Origin of the sequence: Vibrio fortis (assembly GCF_024347475.1) — a bacterium.
Lineage (GTDB): Bacteria > Pseudomonadota > Gammaproteobacteria > Enterobacterales > Vibrionaceae > Vibrio > Vibrio fortis.
This window is the reverse complement of sequence record NZ_AP025487.1, coordinates 892512-908188: the sequence shown is the minus strand read 5'-3', so window position 1 is coordinate 908188 and position 15677 is coordinate 892512. Positions and strand designations below refer to the sequence as shown.

General features: G+C 47.6%; 16 protein-coding genes. All 16 read right to left on the bottom strand.

All coding sequences use genetic code 11. The features are described from left to right. Positions 1 to 118: 118 nt before the first annotated feature. A complete protein-coding gene (gene flhB, locus OCV50_RS04125; protein WP_261903766.1) occupies positions 119 to 1249 on the bottom strand; it encodes a flagellar biosynthesis protein FlhB in 1131 nt (376 codons plus the stop codon). A gap of 34 nt (positions 1250 to 1283) precedes the next feature. Then, positions 1284 to 2066 (bottom strand): flagellar biosynthetic protein FliR, encoded by a 783-nt coding sequence (gene fliR, locus OCV50_RS04120; RefSeq protein WP_032549653.1) that lies wholly within the window; start codon positions 2064 to 2066, stop codon positions 1284 to 1286. 5 nt (positions 2067 to 2071) lie between these two features. Beyond that, positions 2072 to 2341, bottom strand: coding sequence for a flagellar biosynthesis protein FliQ (gene fliQ, locus OCV50_RS04115; protein WP_004739854.1), 270 nt, complete (start codon positions 2339 to 2341; stop codon positions 2072 to 2074). An 11-nt stretch (positions 2342 to 2352) separates the two neighbouring features. Beyond that, positions 2353 to 3192 carry a flagellar type III secretion system pore protein FliP gene (fliP, locus tag OCV50_RS04110; protein ID WP_390905142.1) on the bottom strand — a complete coding sequence of 280 codons (840 nt, stop codon included), beginning with the start codon at positions 3190 to 3192 and terminating at the stop codon, positions 2353 to 2355. A 64-nt stretch (positions 3193 to 3256) separates the two neighbouring features. Beyond that, a complete protein-coding gene (gene fliO / locus OCV50_RS04105) occupies positions 3257 to 3652 on the bottom strand; it encodes a flagellar biosynthetic protein FliO (RefSeq protein WP_239842553.1) in 396 nt (131 codons plus the stop codon). Beyond that, positions 3652 to 4062 (bottom strand): flagellar motor switch protein FliN, encoded by a 411-nt coding sequence (fliN, locus tag OCV50_RS04100; RefSeq protein WP_004739851.1) that lies wholly within the window; start codon positions 4060 to 4062, stop codon positions 3652 to 3654. The genes fliO and fliN overlap by 1 nt, the downstream gene beginning before the upstream one ends. Positions 4063 to 4086: 24 nt before the next feature. Beyond that, entirely contained in the window at positions 4087 to 5130 is a 1044-nt protein-coding gene (fliM, locus tag OCV50_RS04095) for a flagellar motor switch protein FliM (RefSeq protein ID WP_032549655.1), read from the bottom strand. Positions 5131 to 5137: 7 nt separating this feature from the next. Next, positions 5138 to 5626: a flagellar basal body-associated protein FliL gene (fliL, locus tag OCV50_RS04090; RefSeq protein ID WP_239842554.1), complete on the bottom strand. Its 489-nt coding sequence runs from the start codon at positions 5624 to 5626 to the stop codon at positions 5138 to 5140. A gap of 54 nt (positions 5627 to 5680) precedes the next feature. Further along, a complete protein-coding gene (locus OCV50_RS04085; protein WP_261903765.1) occupies positions 5681 to 7996 on the bottom strand; it encodes a flagellar hook-length control protein FliK in 2316 nt (771 codons plus the stop codon). 192 nt (positions 7997 to 8188) lie between these two features. Continuing rightward, positions 8189 to 8626 (bottom strand): flagellar export protein FliJ, encoded by a 438-nt coding sequence (fliJ, locus tag OCV50_RS04080; RefSeq protein WP_032549657.1) that lies wholly within the window; start codon positions 8624 to 8626, stop codon positions 8189 to 8191. A 36-nt stretch (positions 8627 to 8662) separates the two neighbouring features. Beyond that, a complete protein-coding gene (gene fliI, locus OCV50_RS04075) occupies positions 8663 to 9982 on the bottom strand; it encodes a flagellar protein export ATPase FliI (RefSeq protein WP_150871439.1) in 1320 nt (439 codons plus the stop codon). Further along, a complete protein-coding gene (fliH, locus tag OCV50_RS04070; protein WP_032549660.1) occupies positions 9982 to 10782 on the bottom strand; it encodes a flagellar assembly protein FliH in 801 nt (266 codons plus the stop codon). The genes fliI and fliH overlap by 1 nt, the downstream gene beginning before the upstream one ends. 188 nt (positions 10783 to 10970) lie before the next feature. Further along, positions 10971 to 12029 carry a flagellar motor switch protein FliG gene (gene fliG / locus OCV50_RS04065; RefSeq protein ID WP_239842557.1) on the bottom strand — a complete coding sequence of 353 codons (1059 nt, stop codon included), beginning with the start codon at positions 12027 to 12029 and terminating at the stop codon, positions 10971 to 10973. After that, complete coding sequence (gene fliF / locus OCV50_RS04060; protein WP_261903764.1) at positions 12022 to 13764, bottom strand: flagellar basal-body MS-ring/collar protein FliF; 1743 nt, start codon at positions 13762 to 13764, stop codon at positions 12022 to 12024. Before fliF ends, fliG begins: the two co-directional genes overlap by 8 nt. 16 nt (positions 13765 to 13780) lie before the next feature. Next, entirely contained in the window at positions 13781 to 14092 is a 312-nt protein-coding gene (gene fliE / locus OCV50_RS04055; protein ID WP_032549664.1) for a flagellar hook-basal body complex protein FliE, read from the bottom strand. A 146-nt stretch (positions 14093 to 14238) separates the two neighbouring features. Beyond that, positions 14239 to 15648: a sigma-54-dependent transcriptional regulator gene (locus OCV50_RS04050; protein WP_261903763.1), complete on the bottom strand. Its 1410-nt coding sequence runs from the start codon at positions 15646 to 15648 to the stop codon at positions 14239 to 14241. Positions 15649 to 15677 lie beyond the last annotated feature (29 nt).

The window sequence follows — 15677 nt, the reverse complement described above, 5'->3', positions numbered from 1 at the left end:
GGTATAGCAAACACCATACCAGTGTCGAGTCGTCAATTTATCGACACTGCTTCATGACGACATTGATTTCGTAAACCCTCATTATCCGCATTCACTCGACTTAGCTCAAGTATTTGATCTAATGACGTAACTCAGGTGGGATCGGCATATTAGATTGCTGTAATTTCGGGCGCTCTCCGCCACGTTTACGATACTGCTTGAGCTGGAAAACATACGCAAGCACTTGCGCGACTGCCGTAAACAAGCCGTCAGGAATTTGTTGTTCAAGCTCAGTTGTATGATACAGGGCACGTGCAAGAGACGGTGCTGGCACGATGTAGATATCATGCTCACGCGCGACTTCACGGATCTTCATCGCCATATGGTCAACACCCTTCGCAACAACAACCGGCGCTTTATCTTGGTCTTGCTTATAACGAAGTGCTACCGAGAAGTGCTCTGGGTTGGTAACAATAACATCGGCCTGTGGAACGTCCGCCATCATACGACGCTGAGCCGCTTCGCGCTGAAGCATACGAATACGCCCCTTCACTTCCGGCTTACCTTCCGTATCCTTGTATTCGTCTTTAACCTCTTGCTTGGTCATCTTCAATTGGTCAGCGTGTTGCCAAATCTGAAATGGGATATCAATAGCCACAACGATCAACAGCGAACAGCTGATCAACAAAATGAAATTGAGCAGAATATCGAGAGCATGAAAAATGTTTTGTGGATAGACATCCATGCTGAGCTGCATCAAGTCGCCTTGAGACGCCTGAATCAGATAGATAGCCATACCCGATACCAGAGCGACTTTGAGGATCGACTTAATCAACTCTACCCAGCTCTGCATACCAAACATCCGCTTAATACCACTAAGCGGGTTGAGCTTAGACGCCTTCGGCATCGCGGCCTGCATTGAGAAGTTGATACCGCCAACCCCTGCAGCACCAATCACCGCGGCAACGAACAGAGTGACCAAGATTAGGAGTAACGGAAACAGCAGATTCACGACTGCACCACCCGCTATTTCCAGCAGTTTAGTGGTGTCAAAAATCTCTTCACGGCTAAGAGTAAACAGACGCTGCATCGCTTCAAAAAGTGCTTTGGCCATAGATTCACCAAACCACATCAAAGCAACGGCTCCGATAATTAATACTGACGCTGACGCGAGCTCTTTTGACCTTGCAACCTGCCCTTTCTCTTTGGCCTGTTGCAAGCGTCTGGGCGTGGCTTCTTCTGTGCGTTCTTGACCGTCTGACTCTGCCAATTCAGCCTCCTACTATTAACTAGGGTCTATCGACCTAACAATCCAACCGGATCAAGCGACATATTTGCTGTTCGCCTTGCATCCAGAATAGTTCATAGTGACCGTATAGGCCGCCCAAGATATACCAACATAATAATAAACCGACCAACAACGCAAACGCGAAACCGAGCGAGAAGATATTAAGTTGTGGTGCAGCACGCGTCATTACACCAAACGACAGGTTAATCGTGAGTAGTGCAATAATGCCAGATAATGACATCGCGAGCGCCGTTTTGAACATAATCCCGAGCCACAGAGCTAACTCTCTAAAATCGACCGCAGTCAATGAGCCACTGCCAATTGGCAACGTTTTAAAGCTAAACACAACCAGCTGCAACATCTTCAAATGACCATCAGTCACCAAGAAGAACATCGTCGCTAGGAACATGAACAACTGACCAAGAACCGGAGTATTTTGCCCGTTAGCAGGGTCGACCATTGAAGCAAAGCCTAAGCTCGACTGCATACCGAGAATCTGACCCAGCATTACGAATGTCTGAATCATAAATTGGGTCACAATGCCCATCGCAATACCAATCAAAACTTGCTCAAACAAGGTCAAAAAGCCTTTAAAAGAGAGCAATTCAATGTCTTGCGGTACCGCAGGAATAGCCGGCATCACCGCAAAAGTAATCGCAAGGCCAAGATAGAGGCGAATTCGAGGCGAAACAAAGCGTGCCCCGGTTACCGTCATCACCATCAGCATTGATGAGATACGAGTATAAGGCCAAAAATAGTTTGCTAACCAATCGAGAACAACGGACGCCGGGTATTCCATAGGCGTTAGTACAAGACTTGTGGCAGACGCTCAATGAGTTCGAAAAAGAACTCCATCATCATCTGCGTCATCCAGTGCGCAAATAGCATCAAGGCTAAAAGCGTCACGATCAAGCGGGGCAAGAAACTTAGGGTTTGTTCGTTAATCGAGGTTGCGGCTTGGAAGATTGCCACCACCAGACCAATCAACAAACTTGGGATAATAATGGCACACACCATGATGAGTACCATCCAAAGTGCATCCCTAAATAACTCGACAAATATCTCTGGATTCATGCTTCCCCCAGCTACAAGGCAAAACTGCCGGCGAGGGTGGAGAGTATTAAGTTCCAGCCATCAACCAATACAAACAACATCAGTTTGAATGGTAGCGATACGATCATTGGTGAAAGCATCATCATACCCATTGCCATCAACACCGAAGCAACGACAAGGTCGATGATCAAAAATGGTAAGAACAGCATAAAGCCAATCTGGAAGGCGGTTTTGAGTTCTGAAGTAATGAACGCAGGAATCAAGATCGCCATCGATACGTCTTCTGGGTTTTGTACTTCCGCTCCAGAAATTTGAACAAAGGTTTCTAAATCTTTGATTCGAGTCTGCTTCAACATGAAGGCTTTGATCGGCTCCTGAGCCACATCAAACGCCTGTCGAGCACTGATCTGTTCATTCAAGTAGGGTTGAACGGCTTGTTCATTCACCTGATTGATCACTGGCGACATGATAAAGAAGGTCAAAAAGATTGCGATACCAATGATCACTTGGTTAGACGGCGTCTGCTGTAGACCCATCGCCTGACGCAAGATCGACATCACCACCACAATACGGGTAAACGACGTCATCAAGATAACCATAGCTGGCAAGAAGCCAAGCATGGTCATCAAGGCCAAAATCTGTAGGTTTATCGAGTAGTCTTCGCCACCTTCAGCATTGGTGGTCATGGTAAAGGCTGGAATCCCTCCACCGTTACCCGTTAGGCTTCCTGTAGTAATGGTTTGAGCTGATGCTTGGTCTTGTTGCATCGTGCTGACCGTAACAGACTCCGACCCCGCGATGTTGGCAGGAATCGTCCCATCTTCAGCTTGCGCCATAACAGATTGGCTCAAAAATAGCGACATCACCAGCATGAGCGTGGCACATGCCGATGTGAGAACTGAGATGAAATTTTGACTCGTCGAGTGAGTAAATCCGTTACTTATTGGCATCTTTCTTCATTAACTGAGAGAGTTGATTTGAAAAAGTATTTTTTTCCAACATCTCTTTGGATAAAGGCTCTTCCAGCTTTGAAATTAGCTGAATCGATTGACTGGTAATACCGACTAAGAACTGCTCTTCTCCCGCTTGAACAATTGCGATACGCTCTTTCGTCCCTACTGGAATTTGACGAATGATCGACAACCCTTGCTGATTCGTCATTGCAGGAACTTGCATTCGCTTTAGCAGCCAAGCAAGAAATAAAATGAAGCCTATAACCAAAATTAGCGACCCAAATGTGGTCGCTAAATCGAGGTCTGGCGCGGCAGCGAATGCATAAGAAGGGGTCATCATTAACCCCATCACAACCAGCGCTTGAGTCCGCCCTGCCATTAACGCAGCTTCTTAATGCGTTCTGTCTGGCTGATAACGTCGGTTAAACGAATACCAAACTTATCATTGACCACAACAACCTCGCCGTGAGCAATTAAAGTCCCGTTAACCATCACGTCTAAAGACTCACCTGCGATGCGGTCTAGCTCTACAACTGAACCTTGGTTTAATTGCAGCAGGTTACGGATACTGATCTGCGAACGGCCTACTTCCATAGAAATAGTGACCGGAATGTCCATGATGGTGTCGAGCTTACGACGCTCATCTTCTGAGATTGGAGAGGATGAATCTGTCAGTTCATCCAATGGCGCCGCTAACACGTCATCCACATCAATCGAAGGTGCCGACGGATCTTCACCAAGTGCGGCAGCCCATTCGTCTGCCAACTTTTGATCTTCACTAGGTTCCATTACCAAATCCTATTTTCGTACTTATTATTCGTTGTCTTCATCATTCTCAAGCTCAGACATCAAGTCTTTACCTAAGAATGCAAGGTCTGTTTTAACCACGTGTGGTCGTTCAATCTTCTCAGAGATTTGAACCGCTAGCTTCTCTCCAGAGCGCCCCATTTTCACGCGATATGTTGGGAGTTCTTCAACAAACATAGTCGCATGCTCTGGCATGTCCATTGGGATAACATCACCTGGACGCAGCTCCATGAGGTCGCGTAAAGAGATATCTTGCTCTAGAAGGTTTACGCGGAAGTTCACTGGTACATCCATGATTTCATCACGCAGAGCCGTGCTCCAACGAACGTCGGTTTCCATCTTATCGGATTGAACACCGGCATCGAGCAATTCACGGATTGGCTCTACCATGGAGTATGGCATCACAACGTGGAAGTCACCGCCACCGCCGTCCACTTCAATATGGAATGAGCTTACTACGATCACCTCTGTCGGGCTCACGATGTTTGCCATGCTTGGGTTTACTTCTGAGTCTAGATATTCAAACTCAACACCCATCACTGGCGACCAGGCTTCTTTGTAGTCCTCAAACACGATCTTGAGAAGAAGCTGGATAATTCGACGCTCAGTCGGGGTAAATTCACGACCTTCAATCTTGGCGTGGAATCGACCATCACCACCAAAGAAGTTCTCTACCAGAATAAACACTAAACGTGCTTCCATGGTGATAAGCGCTGTACCTTTTAACGGTCTAAAGCGCACCATGTTAAGACTGGTTGGTACGTACAACGTATTTTGGTATTCACCAAACTTCATCATTTGTACGCCGTTAATCGAGACTTCTGCCGTTTTCCTCAACATATTAAACAAGCTGATACGCATGTGGCGCGCAAAACGCTCGTTAATAAGTTCAAGGGTCGGCATTCGACCACGGACGATTCGATCTTGAGAGGAGAAGTCGAAGTTGACGGCATTGTCCGACTCCGTCTCTAAGACTTCTTCTACCTCTTCAACATCATCTACGCCGTGTAACAGCGCATCAATTTCGTCTTGGCTTAATAAATCGGTCACAGATTACCTACTGAATTACAAAGTCAGTGAATAACACTTTTTCAATAACAGGTTGCCCAACGGCCTGAGTTAGGCTCGCCTTGATGTCTTCTGTCGCTTTATCTCGTAGCTCAATGCGTCCTGTTGGAGAGCGCAGTTGATCTACCGTAGCTGAAGCAAACGTTGCCAACAGGGTGCTTTCCACTAACGGAGAGTGGTAACGTGCCAACTCTTCATTCTTAGTACCACGGACCATCAGCTGTGCTTTGATCTGTACCAGGCGATCCTTTTTGTCTCCTGAGACATTAAATAGGAACGGCTGGGGAATATTGACATAAGCAACTGGCTCGGCAGCAGTCACTGGTGCCTGCGCTTGAGCTTCAGATTCAGCGGCGCTGTCATCCGAGCCCATTAAGAAAAATGCTGCGCCACCACCACCCAGTAGCAACACGACAACTGCAATAATAATGATCAGTAATTTACTTTTGCCTTTGGGTGCTTCTTGTTCTTCTGCCATGCTTATCTCTAATTCTTCGTTAAAAACATCTAGCTGTCTGATGTGCACCTAATATTAGGCGTAATAACTAATTCCATCACGCTTTGACGCGACATTCAATTCAAGATTGCTGCTGTTATCAAGGTTTTCGTCACCTTGCCCATCATTTGCACTTCCTGAGCCTGATTGTCCGCCACCTTCACCACTGTTGTAGCGATCTTGTCCCTGCCCTGTACTTTGTTGTTGTACAGATGAACCCGCCAGCTGCATTCCTTGCTGAGCGAGCATCTCACGCAATCTTGGCAACGTCTGTTCAATCACGTCTCGCGCTTGCTGGTTGGTCACGGTAAAGTGAACATTCGCGATGTCATTATTCATTGTCATGCGGATTTTTAGCTGACCAAGCTCTGGTGGATCCAATCGGATATCCAAATTCTTCAAGTTCTTGGACATCATCATTTGAACTTTTTCGGCCACTTGCTCATTGGCAAGCTCTTTGGTCAACTGAAGCGGCGCTTGCTGCGCAGCTTGAATTTCTGCTCGCGTCGGAGCCGAACTTACTGGTGTGGTGCCTTGCGCGCCTGCTGCAGAAGCTATCTGCTGTGCAAAACTGCTCTCTTTATTTTCTTCTTTACCCGTCGTTCGCCCTAATCCAGCCAGCGCGGCTGCTCCCGCACCAGCTTTTAGAATGGCGTCCTTAGAACCAGCCTTCGCAGCAAGCATCTCCGTACCCATTGGATTAGCAGCGACATTTTGTGCAGCTGCAAGGTTAATATCTGAAGATGATGCTTGAGCTGAAGCCTGCGCCGTTGACGCATTGGACGCTTGTTGGGCTGCAGCTTGTTGAGCCTGTTGCATCTGAACCGATTGAGCTTGGTTTGACTGAGCGAGTGCTGCTTGAGCTTTATCTGCTGCCACATTCTGTTGCATCGCATGTTGAGTCGCTCCTGCTGCCACCGCGGCCGTAGCTGCCCACTCCTCAACTCCATCAGACGTCATTTCTGACGACTCCAATGGCGCATCCCAATTAATCGTTGCTGGTGCTTGGCTATAAAGCTGAGTCGCCTGTTCGGTCAATTGTGTACGCTGTTGTTGCAACACGACTAATTCAGACGATGCTTTCGCTAACGTTTCTTTTTCACTATCAGAGAGCGTTTCGCCACGCAGTTGCTTGCTCTCTAGCTCACTGACCACCACTTCGGTCGCTTCAATTTGAGTGTTTAATTGGTTGATGGCTTGAGTATGCATTTCTACTTCCGCCGCCAATTCTAATTCAGCCTGCGTTAGCGTTTGTGGTTGAGTAGAGCTTGCAGACTTTTGCTCTGCTATTACCAACTGTTCGATCTGTTGTGGCGTCACACCTTGCTGCATCAACTGCTGAACTTGAGCTTGATCTAATTGAGAGACAGGAACACCATTAGTCATCATTGCCACTTTTTGTTCTAGTGCCGCCAACTGCTGGGAAGCTTGAACTTCCGTTGCATTCGCTTTGGACACAACATCGGACGCCACCGCCAATTCGTTGCTAGCTACACCGGCCGAGACACCCGCATTGATCATTGCCATATCCTGAGGTTGCAGGGAGTCAATGGACGCATCAGTCGATACAGATTGAGTCACTTGCCCATTCAAAGGGTTCGTATTAGATGCCAAGTCGGCCTTAATTGCTTGTGAAGACTGTGCGTTGAAGCCTGTCACAGGTGTCGCTGCATCTTGAGGCAAAGCTTTGCCGTTTGGCGGTGCTTGTAAGGTTTTATTTGCCTCATCCAATTGACCAAGCAGTTTATTGCCTTCGCTCATTGCTGCAGATGCCTTAGTAGCATCAGCCGCTTTAGGGTCTGACGGCTGTGAGTCAGGGGTGTTCGCTAAAGCTTTTGATTGGGGCTTAACCCCTTCTTCTACCGGCTTCTTCTCAGCAGGCACTTGTGCTTTAGCTGATGTAGCCTCACCATCTACGGGTGCTTTCTGGGCGCCACGCTCAGTGGCTGTAGCATTGTTAGAAGCAGTTTGGCTCTCTTTTACCTGCTTATCATCAGCTGTCGTGCTTTTTTCGCTCTCGCTTTCTAAAATCGCATCTTCGCTCTGTGACACAGGCGTTGAGCCATAAGACTGCTCCTCGCTATCTACCTTCTTCGCTGTATCGGCTGATTTATCAGACTTCGCTGCATCACCGGAGTCTGAAACGCTTTTCTCCGCCTCAACTGAGTCACTGTTTTTGCTCGCTTTACCTGTCTCGGCTTTTACTTCTTCGCCAAGACCGAGCGCATCTTTGAGGGACGCGAAGAAACCTTTAGATTCAACACCTTCACTCGCTTGCGCTGAAGAACCGCTTGGCTCCAGCAGTGACGTGGCTTTGCTAGTGACTGAATTTGAAGAAGGACTAACATTCATATATACAAGCTCTATCTACTCGCTTTGACGCCAAAAGCAATGACCGGCAAAAGCTATGGGACGGCAAAAAGAAAGTGAAGCTCCGAGCCCTATAGGCTCAAGAGCGTAATAACAGAACTAATGAAGCAAAAAACATGCCTGAGAAAACAATACTGTGAGAAAGGTCAATAAAGTGTGAGATTGAGGGAAAAATTAGCGACGTTGGCGGCTATATAGCAGAGTTGAAAACTCATCCATCTGTTTCTGCTCGCGTTGGTCTTGCAGCTTCGCTTTTTCTTTTTGCTTCTTTTCCATTAACCATTCGTACGACTTGCGTTGTTTACGCAATTCCATCCAATACTCTTGGCAGTTATCGACTTGGCTTTTAAAGTGTCCTTCTGCCTCTTTCTGTTTGGATAATGTATCGTCAAGCTGAGTCAAGAATCGATTCAAGTGGCCGTATTGGCTAGCCGTTAGCCCCGCTTTGCCACGATCCACTAACTGCTGGCAGTAGTCCAAACGGTACTTCTCGATCTGCGCGACTTGTTCGTAATAGCCTTGCAGCTCTGCGTTGGCTTTGTTGAGTGCCAACACCGCTTGATTCTCTTTCTCTTTTGCTTGCTCTAGCAAGAACTCAAGTGCGTTATCCATCAGCAGCCAGCCTGTTTATCATACGTAGCCATGCTCTTAGCCCCCCAACACGTGTTTCAACATGTTGACACACATATCGTAAGGGACGGTCTCTTTCATTTTCTGCTGTAGATATTCATCAAGTTTAGGCTTAAGGGTAAAGGCACTATCAATCGCTGGATCGGTACCCGGTTTATAAGCACCAATAGAGACCAAATCTTGGTTCTTACGACAAATCGACAGTACCTGTCTTACCGCTTTCGACATCAAGACATGCTCTTCTGACGTGATCTGTGGCATAACACGACTCACTGACTTCTCTACATCAATCGCAGGATAGTGACCGGCATCAGCCATTTCACGGGACAGAACAACGTGACCATCAAGAATGGCTCGTGACGCATCGGCAATTGGGTCTTGAAGATCATCACCTTCGGTTAAGACGGTAAAGAAAGCGGTAATCGAGCCTTGCTCATCACTGCCATTACCCGCACGTTCTACCAAAGCTGGCAGCTTAGCAAACACCGATGGCGGATAACCTTTGGTTGCTGGCGGTTCACCTACAGACAGGGCAATCTCACGCTGAGCTTGCGCAAAACGCGTGAGTGAATCCATTAATAGCAGGACATCTAGACCTTGGTCGCGGAAGTATTCAGCCACTGTAAGCGCTGTTTGACAGCCTTTAAGACGCATCAAAGGTGAAGCATCGGCAGGTGCAGCTACGACAACAGAACGCTTGCGGCCATCCTCACCTAGAATCTCTTCAATAAACTCTTTAACTTCTCGTCCACGCTCACCAATCAAACCCACAACGACGACTTGAGCAGTCGTACCTCTGGTCATCATTCCAAGCGTCACCGATTTACCCACACCTGAACCCGCAAACAGACCAATACGTTGACCTTTACCCACGGTAAGAAGGCCGTTGATTGCTTTTAAGCCAACATCCAGTGGTTCTGAAATCGGCTTACGAGCCAACGGATTAATAGGTTCGGCGTTAAATGAAGCGCGGTTTTCAGTATAAAGTGGTCCAAGTCCATCTAGCGGATTGCCTACACCGTCAATCACTCGACCAAGCAGTTCCATCCCGACAGGAATGCCACTCTCACTGGTCATTGGTGTAACGCGAGCTCCAGGTAAGATGCCGGTAATCTGTTCACTCGGCATTAAGAAAAGATTATCGCCTGAAAAGCCCACTACCTCAGCTTCCATATGACCAGACATGGTTTCAACTAGGCATAAACTACCAATCGGCGCTTTACATCCCGTAGCTTCCAAGGTTAATCCAACCACACGAACGAGTTTACCCGACGCGATTGGTCGAGATTTCAGGCCTTCTACCTTGTATTGACCAAGACGTTCTGCAAGCGCTAACACTATTCGTTACCTTGATGACGATTCACGCCACAAAAATTTTGGATAACCTGACGCACGCGATCTTCCATTCGATAGTTCACGCTCGATTCACCCGCTTCGATCTGTACATCGCCACGATTCAGTGCCGGCTCGGCAACTAGCGTCCAATTACGGCAGTCTAATTCTGTTTCGCCATAGGCGGAGCGAATGATGGTCACATCTTCAGGATGCAACTTCAGCGTTATCGCATGACCTGAAATAGGCAGCGACTCGACCGACTCTTTAACCGTATCAAGAATGATCTGAGGGTTGGTCTGCACTTCAACATGCACAACCTCTTTAACCATAGTCAGTACCATATCGACTAACTGCTTTTCGACTTGAGCATTCATCAGCTCCAGTGGTTGAGCAAACTGATTGGCAAGACCCATGAAAATAGCAACTTGTTGTTGGATGTACTCTTGGCCAGCCGTCACACCCTCAAGCTTACCCGCTTCAGTACCTTCCGCATGACCTGCAGCAAAACCTTCTTCTTTGCCTTTTTCATAACCCTGCTTGAAGCCCGCTTCCTGACCTTGATGCAGACCTTCTTGATAAGCACCCTGCTTAATCAGCTCGATCTGCTCTTCGGTCAACACAAGCTCTTCATCTTCAATCGCTTCTTCAACCGTTGGCATCCAACTTGGGTCGTAGTTGAAAGCCGTCTCTTTCGCTTGCTGGTGCGTATCAGACGTGTAATCAGGCAGCCCCCATTTCTGAGGTTCCGCTACCGTGTTGTCCTCATCGGGACGAAAAAAGCCGCGCTTTCTATCACCTGACATATTAAATACCTATCAAATAGACCAATAGTCCACATAATCATACTTCAACTCATAGAGTTTAGAACTTGATGAGCCATTGAGAAGCCGGCAAGAAGAAACCGTTCTTGCGCACTGTTTATGCAAACGAAAAATAACAATGAATTCGATAAAGAAAAGCCCCATCAGTGTGGGGCTTAGTCGTTTCTAACTTATAGGAACTCGTCGGCACCACCAGACAGCATAATCTCGCCACTGTCGGCCATTTTCCTCGCAATGCCCAAGATCTCTTTCTGAGCTGCTTCAACATCCGAAACTTTCACTGGCGGCATCGCCTCAATATCGTCTCTCATCATATCGGCAGCACGTTTAGACATGTTCTTGAAGATCTTCTCACGCAGACCTTCATCAGCACCTTTAAGGGCTTTCTGTAGAACGTCTTGTGGTACATCACGCAGCAACTTCTGAACACCTTGGTCGTCGACTTCGATAAGGTTCTCGAAGACGAACATAAGGTCTTGAATCTGAGTTGCCATGTCTTCGTCTTGGTCGCGGATTTGATCCATCAACACGCCCTCGACGTTGTTGTCCATGTAGTTCATGATCTCTGCAGCTGCCTTCAGGCCGCCAATCTTGGCCGCTTGCGCACCTGCTTGACCCGCAAACTGTTTCTCCATGATTTCGTTCAACTCAGCCAGTGCTGAAGGTTGAACTTCTTCAAGGTTCGCAATACGCATCATCAAGTCTAGGCGAACACGCTCAGGGAACTGAGACAAAATTTCTGCAGACTGATCCGCTTCCAAGTACGAAAGTACAATCGTCTGGATCTGCGGGTGCTCATTGATAATGATGCTCGCTACCTGACGAGGATCCATCCACTTCAATGAATCGAGACCTTTCGACCCTGTACCCAGAAGGATTTGATCAACAAGGTTATTCGCTTTGTCTTCACCCAGAGCAGCCACCAGCGCATTACGCATAAAGTCTTCGCTGCCCATACCAATGTTGGTGTACTTCTGAATGTCATCCAGGAAAGCGCGGTGCACTGCGCCTACTTTCTCTTGAGAAAGGTCTGCGGCACGCGCCATAGCACTACCCACACGCTGAACCTGTTTAGGTTCTAGGTGGCGAATAATACCTGCGGCATCTTCTTCGTTAAGACTTAACAACAAGATCGCCGCGCGCTCGTCACCAGAAATCGATGCGATATCAATGTTCGCAACTTCTGCTACTTCTCCACCTTCACCTTGTGGAACAATTTCGTTAGCCATCTGCCATCCAATTCTTAACTACTTGAGCCGCTAGCTCTGGTTCATTCGCTACCAGAGCACGTACTGCTTTCAATACATCTTCATCTTTATGAAGGTTTGGTAGGTCAATGCTTGAGCCAAACTCAAACAGTTCACCACCTTCAATATCGCTGCCAATCAGGCTCGTTTCGCCATCAGCGCCAATTGGTAATCCATCAGGGCCGTATGCTTGGTCATCTTCGTCTTCTGCTGGGTTAAGCAGTTTCTTCATCGCTGGGCGAACCAGTACAAGAACGACAACAATGATCACGAGTGCACTTGCAAACCAACGAACCCAATCGTTGAAGTTCGGGTGATCCCAAATCGGTACATCTGGCATAACATCAGTAACCTGCGGTGCGAATTGAACACTCAATACGTTCAATAAGTCACCACGACCTTCGTCAAAGCCAACCGTACCGATGAGCACTTGTCTAATGGCATTAATTTCTGATTCGCTCAGTGGTGTATGAACCACCTCTCCAGTATCTGGATTCACAGATTGACGGTTTTTAATCGCAACCGACACTGTTTGACGATTCACCGTGCCGCTCTGTTTGCGCTCATGACTGATGGTGGTATCCAGTTCAAAGTTGCGCGTTGCCTCTTTATGAACTGAACCTTGCCCCATTAAAGAGCCATCTTTCATTTGCGCCACATCTTGTGGAATCGATGCATCCGCTGGCGGTTGATTGCTTAACGCACCCGGAACACCTGCTACGGTACTACCGTTGTTGTAATCTTCTAGCGTGTACTCACTGCGTGTAGCCGGAGTATTCGGATCAAAACGCTTGCGAGTCTGCTCCACAGCGCTGAAATCAAGCTGAATATCTACTTGCGCTGTGTAGTTACCAAAACCAAGAATCGGGATCAGTACTGAATCAATCTTTTCACGTAGAGCCTGCTCTTGGTTTCGCTCCAACTCATGCTCTTTACGGCGAGCCGCTGAGGCTGGGTCTTGAGAGCCTGAACTCAGCAAGCGACCATGTTGATCGGTCACAGTAATGCGTGACGTTTTCATTCCAGGTACGGCGCTCGCTACCATGTCCACAACAGAATCCACTTCTTGCTGCTTGAGGTTCGTGCCCGTTTTAAGCGTCAAAAATACCGACGCCGATGCTTCTTGATTATGACGAACAAATACGCTCTGTTTTGGTAGCGCTAACAGTACTTGCGCCTTACGCACTTGTTTCATCTGCTCAATCGCTTTCGCCAGCTGACGCTCACGACTTAACTTTAAGCGCTCTTGTTCAAGACGTTGAGAAACACCAAAGCCCATATCCTGCATTAGGATATCGTCGCCTGCGTTCTTCTCTTGGTTTAAGCCAGCACGCACCATGTCCAGCTTCAGTGAGTTGTATTCACTGGCCGGAACCGAGATGGTGTTGCCCTCTAATGAGTATTGAATTTTTTGCTGATCCAAATAATCCAGCACAGGGATCAATTCTTCGGTCTCGTAAGCACCTAATGGACGCATTTCAGGCTCTTTCACCCAGAAAAACAGCATCACAATGAGCGCTACACAAATAGAGATCGAGAGAACGAGTACGACTTGACGCAGGAGATCAAGATCACCCACCGCCATGTCGAACTTTGATGAGCTGCGCTCGCCTAGATCAGGATTTTGCCCTTCGTTGTCCACGTCTGCCCCTGCAACGAGTGCATGGTCATTCGCATCACTAACGGCTAAATCTGTTGTTTGACTATTTTCTGCCACTATCTACTACCTAACACTATACCGGCATATTCATAAGCTCTTTATACGACTCAACCAGTTTGTTTCTGATCTGAATCGTCGCTTCAAAAGCCACACTAGATTTATTTCGAGCAATCATTACGTCGGAGAGCGAAACACTCTCGTCACCGCTATCAAAACGGGTTTGAAGATCCCCTGAGGTTTTCTGTAACGAGTTCACGTTGTTGATGGCTTGCGTCAACATATTGCCGAAATCTGCACCCACCGTTTGTCCAGTCGCAGCCGGACGCGTGTTTGCAGCTTCCACCATCATTGCCTGCATCTCACCTTGTAAACCATCTATTCTCATTTACTACCTCAGAGTCAAAATTATGACTTTCTTTGTTGCTGTACTATTGATAGAGCAATTAATGTGCCACTGTCTATAAAAAGGCAGTGGCAGGGTGATTAAATATCGTACTCTATGTCTGCATTGAATGCAGAATTAATCGCTTCCTAGTTTGGGATATCTATCCCAGCATCACGCATTTTCGCCAGTTTGTAGCGCAGAGTACGTGGGCTAATGCCCAATTTTTCGGCCATATCTTTACGGCGGCCATTACAGGCAATCAATGTCTCAAGAATAATTGCGTACTCTTGATCACGCAGCTCATTGCCCAATCCCTCGCCGGCCGAAGAGACTTTAGTCACTGGGTTGGCTTCGGCAATCGGTTTAACTTCTGGTGTCGCCACATCGTTGCCTTCAACGATCTGTTGTAAGCTACTAGCATCTTGCCAATCTACGCCTTCAAGCAAAATATGCTCGCCAGAGATGTTAGCTTGCTCGCTCAATATTAGCGCACGCTGTACCACATTGTCTAATTCTCGTACATTTCCTGGCCACGGGTAGCTCACCAGTTTACTGATAGCTTCGGCAGAAATGGTCGGTACCGGCATGCCCAACTTAGTGCAGTGACGCTCAATAAGATGCTTAGCCAGTGGCTCAATATCTCCCTTTCGTTCACACAGTGGTGGCCAAGAAATTGGGAACACATTGAGACGGTAATACAAGTCTTCACGGAAGTTACCTTCCGAGACATACTGTTTTAAATCGCGGTTACTGGTCGCCAACACTCGTACATCTAGCTTGATGCTCTTACGGCTACCAAGGCGTTCAACCTCACGCTCTTGCAGCACGCGTAACAGCTTCGCCTGAAGGTTAAGATCCATCTCACTGATCTCATCCAGCAAAATCGTACCGCCCTGCGCTTGTTCAAACTTACCTGGACATGCTTGAATCGCACCGGTGAACGCGCCTTTTTCATAGCCAAACAGTGTCGCTTCTAGCATGTTATCTGGAATCGCAGCACAGTTGATGGCAACGAACGGGCCATCTTTACGGTTTGACGCATTGTGGATGTAGCGCGACATCACCTCTTTGCCCGAACCACTTGGTCCTAAAACCATCACATTGGCATCAGTTTTTGCCACCTTGTCGGCCAGCATCAGTAGCTTCAGGCTCTTTTCATCAGCAACGACTGCATCACCGTTATCATCTGACTTAACAGGCGCATAGCGGCTCACCATGTTCAACAGAACTTCTGGTGCGAATGGCTTAGCCATGTAATCAATCGCGCCTTCTTTCATCGCGGCAACGGCATCTTCAATGTTTGCGTAAGCAGTCATCAGTAGTACTGGTAGATTTGGCCAGTTCTGTTTGATGTTTCTAAGCAGTGCCAAACCGCCCATTCCCGCCATTTGAACGTCGGACACCACGATGTCAACAGAGTTAGACTTTAACTTGACCAGAGCATCTTCCGCGCAATCCGCTTCTAGCCATTCGTAGCCAGCGAGCGCGAGTGTATCGACTAAGGCTTCACGTAGGCCTTCATCGTCTTCTACGATTAACACTTTGCTTTGAGCCATGTGATTCTCCAGTGTAAATTCAGTTAAAA

Bases quoted from the DNA above. Each gene is read 5' to 3' on its own strand.
- fliJ (WP_032549657.1), bottom strand. From the start codon at position 8,626: ATGGATAACGCACTTGAGTTCTTGCTAGAGCAAGCAAAAGAGAAAGAG.
- fliE (WP_032549664.1), bottom strand. From the start codon at position 14,092: ATGAGAATAGATGGTTTACAAGGTGAGATGCAGGCAATGATGGTGGAA.
- OCV50_RS04085 (WP_261903765.1), bottom strand. From the start codon at position 7,996: ATGAATGTTAGTCCTTCTTCAAATTCAGTCACTAGCAAAGCCACGTCA.
- fliH (WP_032549660.1), bottom strand. From the start codon at position 10,782: ATGTCAGGTGATAGAAAGCGCGGCTTTTTTCGTCCCGATGAGGACAAC.
- fliO (WP_239842553.1), bottom strand. From the start codon at position 3,652: ATGGCAGGGCGGACTCAAGCGCTGGTTGTGATGGGGTTAATGATGACC.
- fliR (WP_032549653.1), bottom strand. From the start codon at position 2,066: ATGGAATACCCGGCGTCCGTTGTTCTCGATTGGTTAGCAAACTATTTT.
- fliN (WP_004739851.1), bottom strand. From the start codon at position 4,062: ATGGAACCTAGTGAAGATCAAAAGTTGGCAGACGAATGGGCTGCCGCA.
- fliQ (WP_004739854.1), bottom strand. From the start codon at position 2,341: ATGAATCCAGAGATATTTGTCGAGTTATTTAGGGATGCACTTTGGATG.
- OCV50_RS04050 (WP_261903763.1), bottom strand. From the start codon at position 15,648: ATGGCTCAAAGCAAAGTGTTAATCGTAGAAGACGATGAAGGCCTACGT.
- fliP (WP_390905142.1), bottom strand. From the start codon at position 3,192: ATGCTGGTGATGTCGCTATTTTTGAGCCAATCTGTTATGGCGCAAGCT.
- fliG (WP_239842557.1), bottom strand. From the start codon at position 12,029: ATGGCTAACGAAATTGTTCCACAAGGTGAAGGTGGAGAAGTAGCAGAA.
- fliL (WP_239842554.1), bottom strand. From the start codon at position 5,626: ATGGCAGAAGAACAAGAAGCACCCAAAGGCAAAAGTAAATTACTGATC.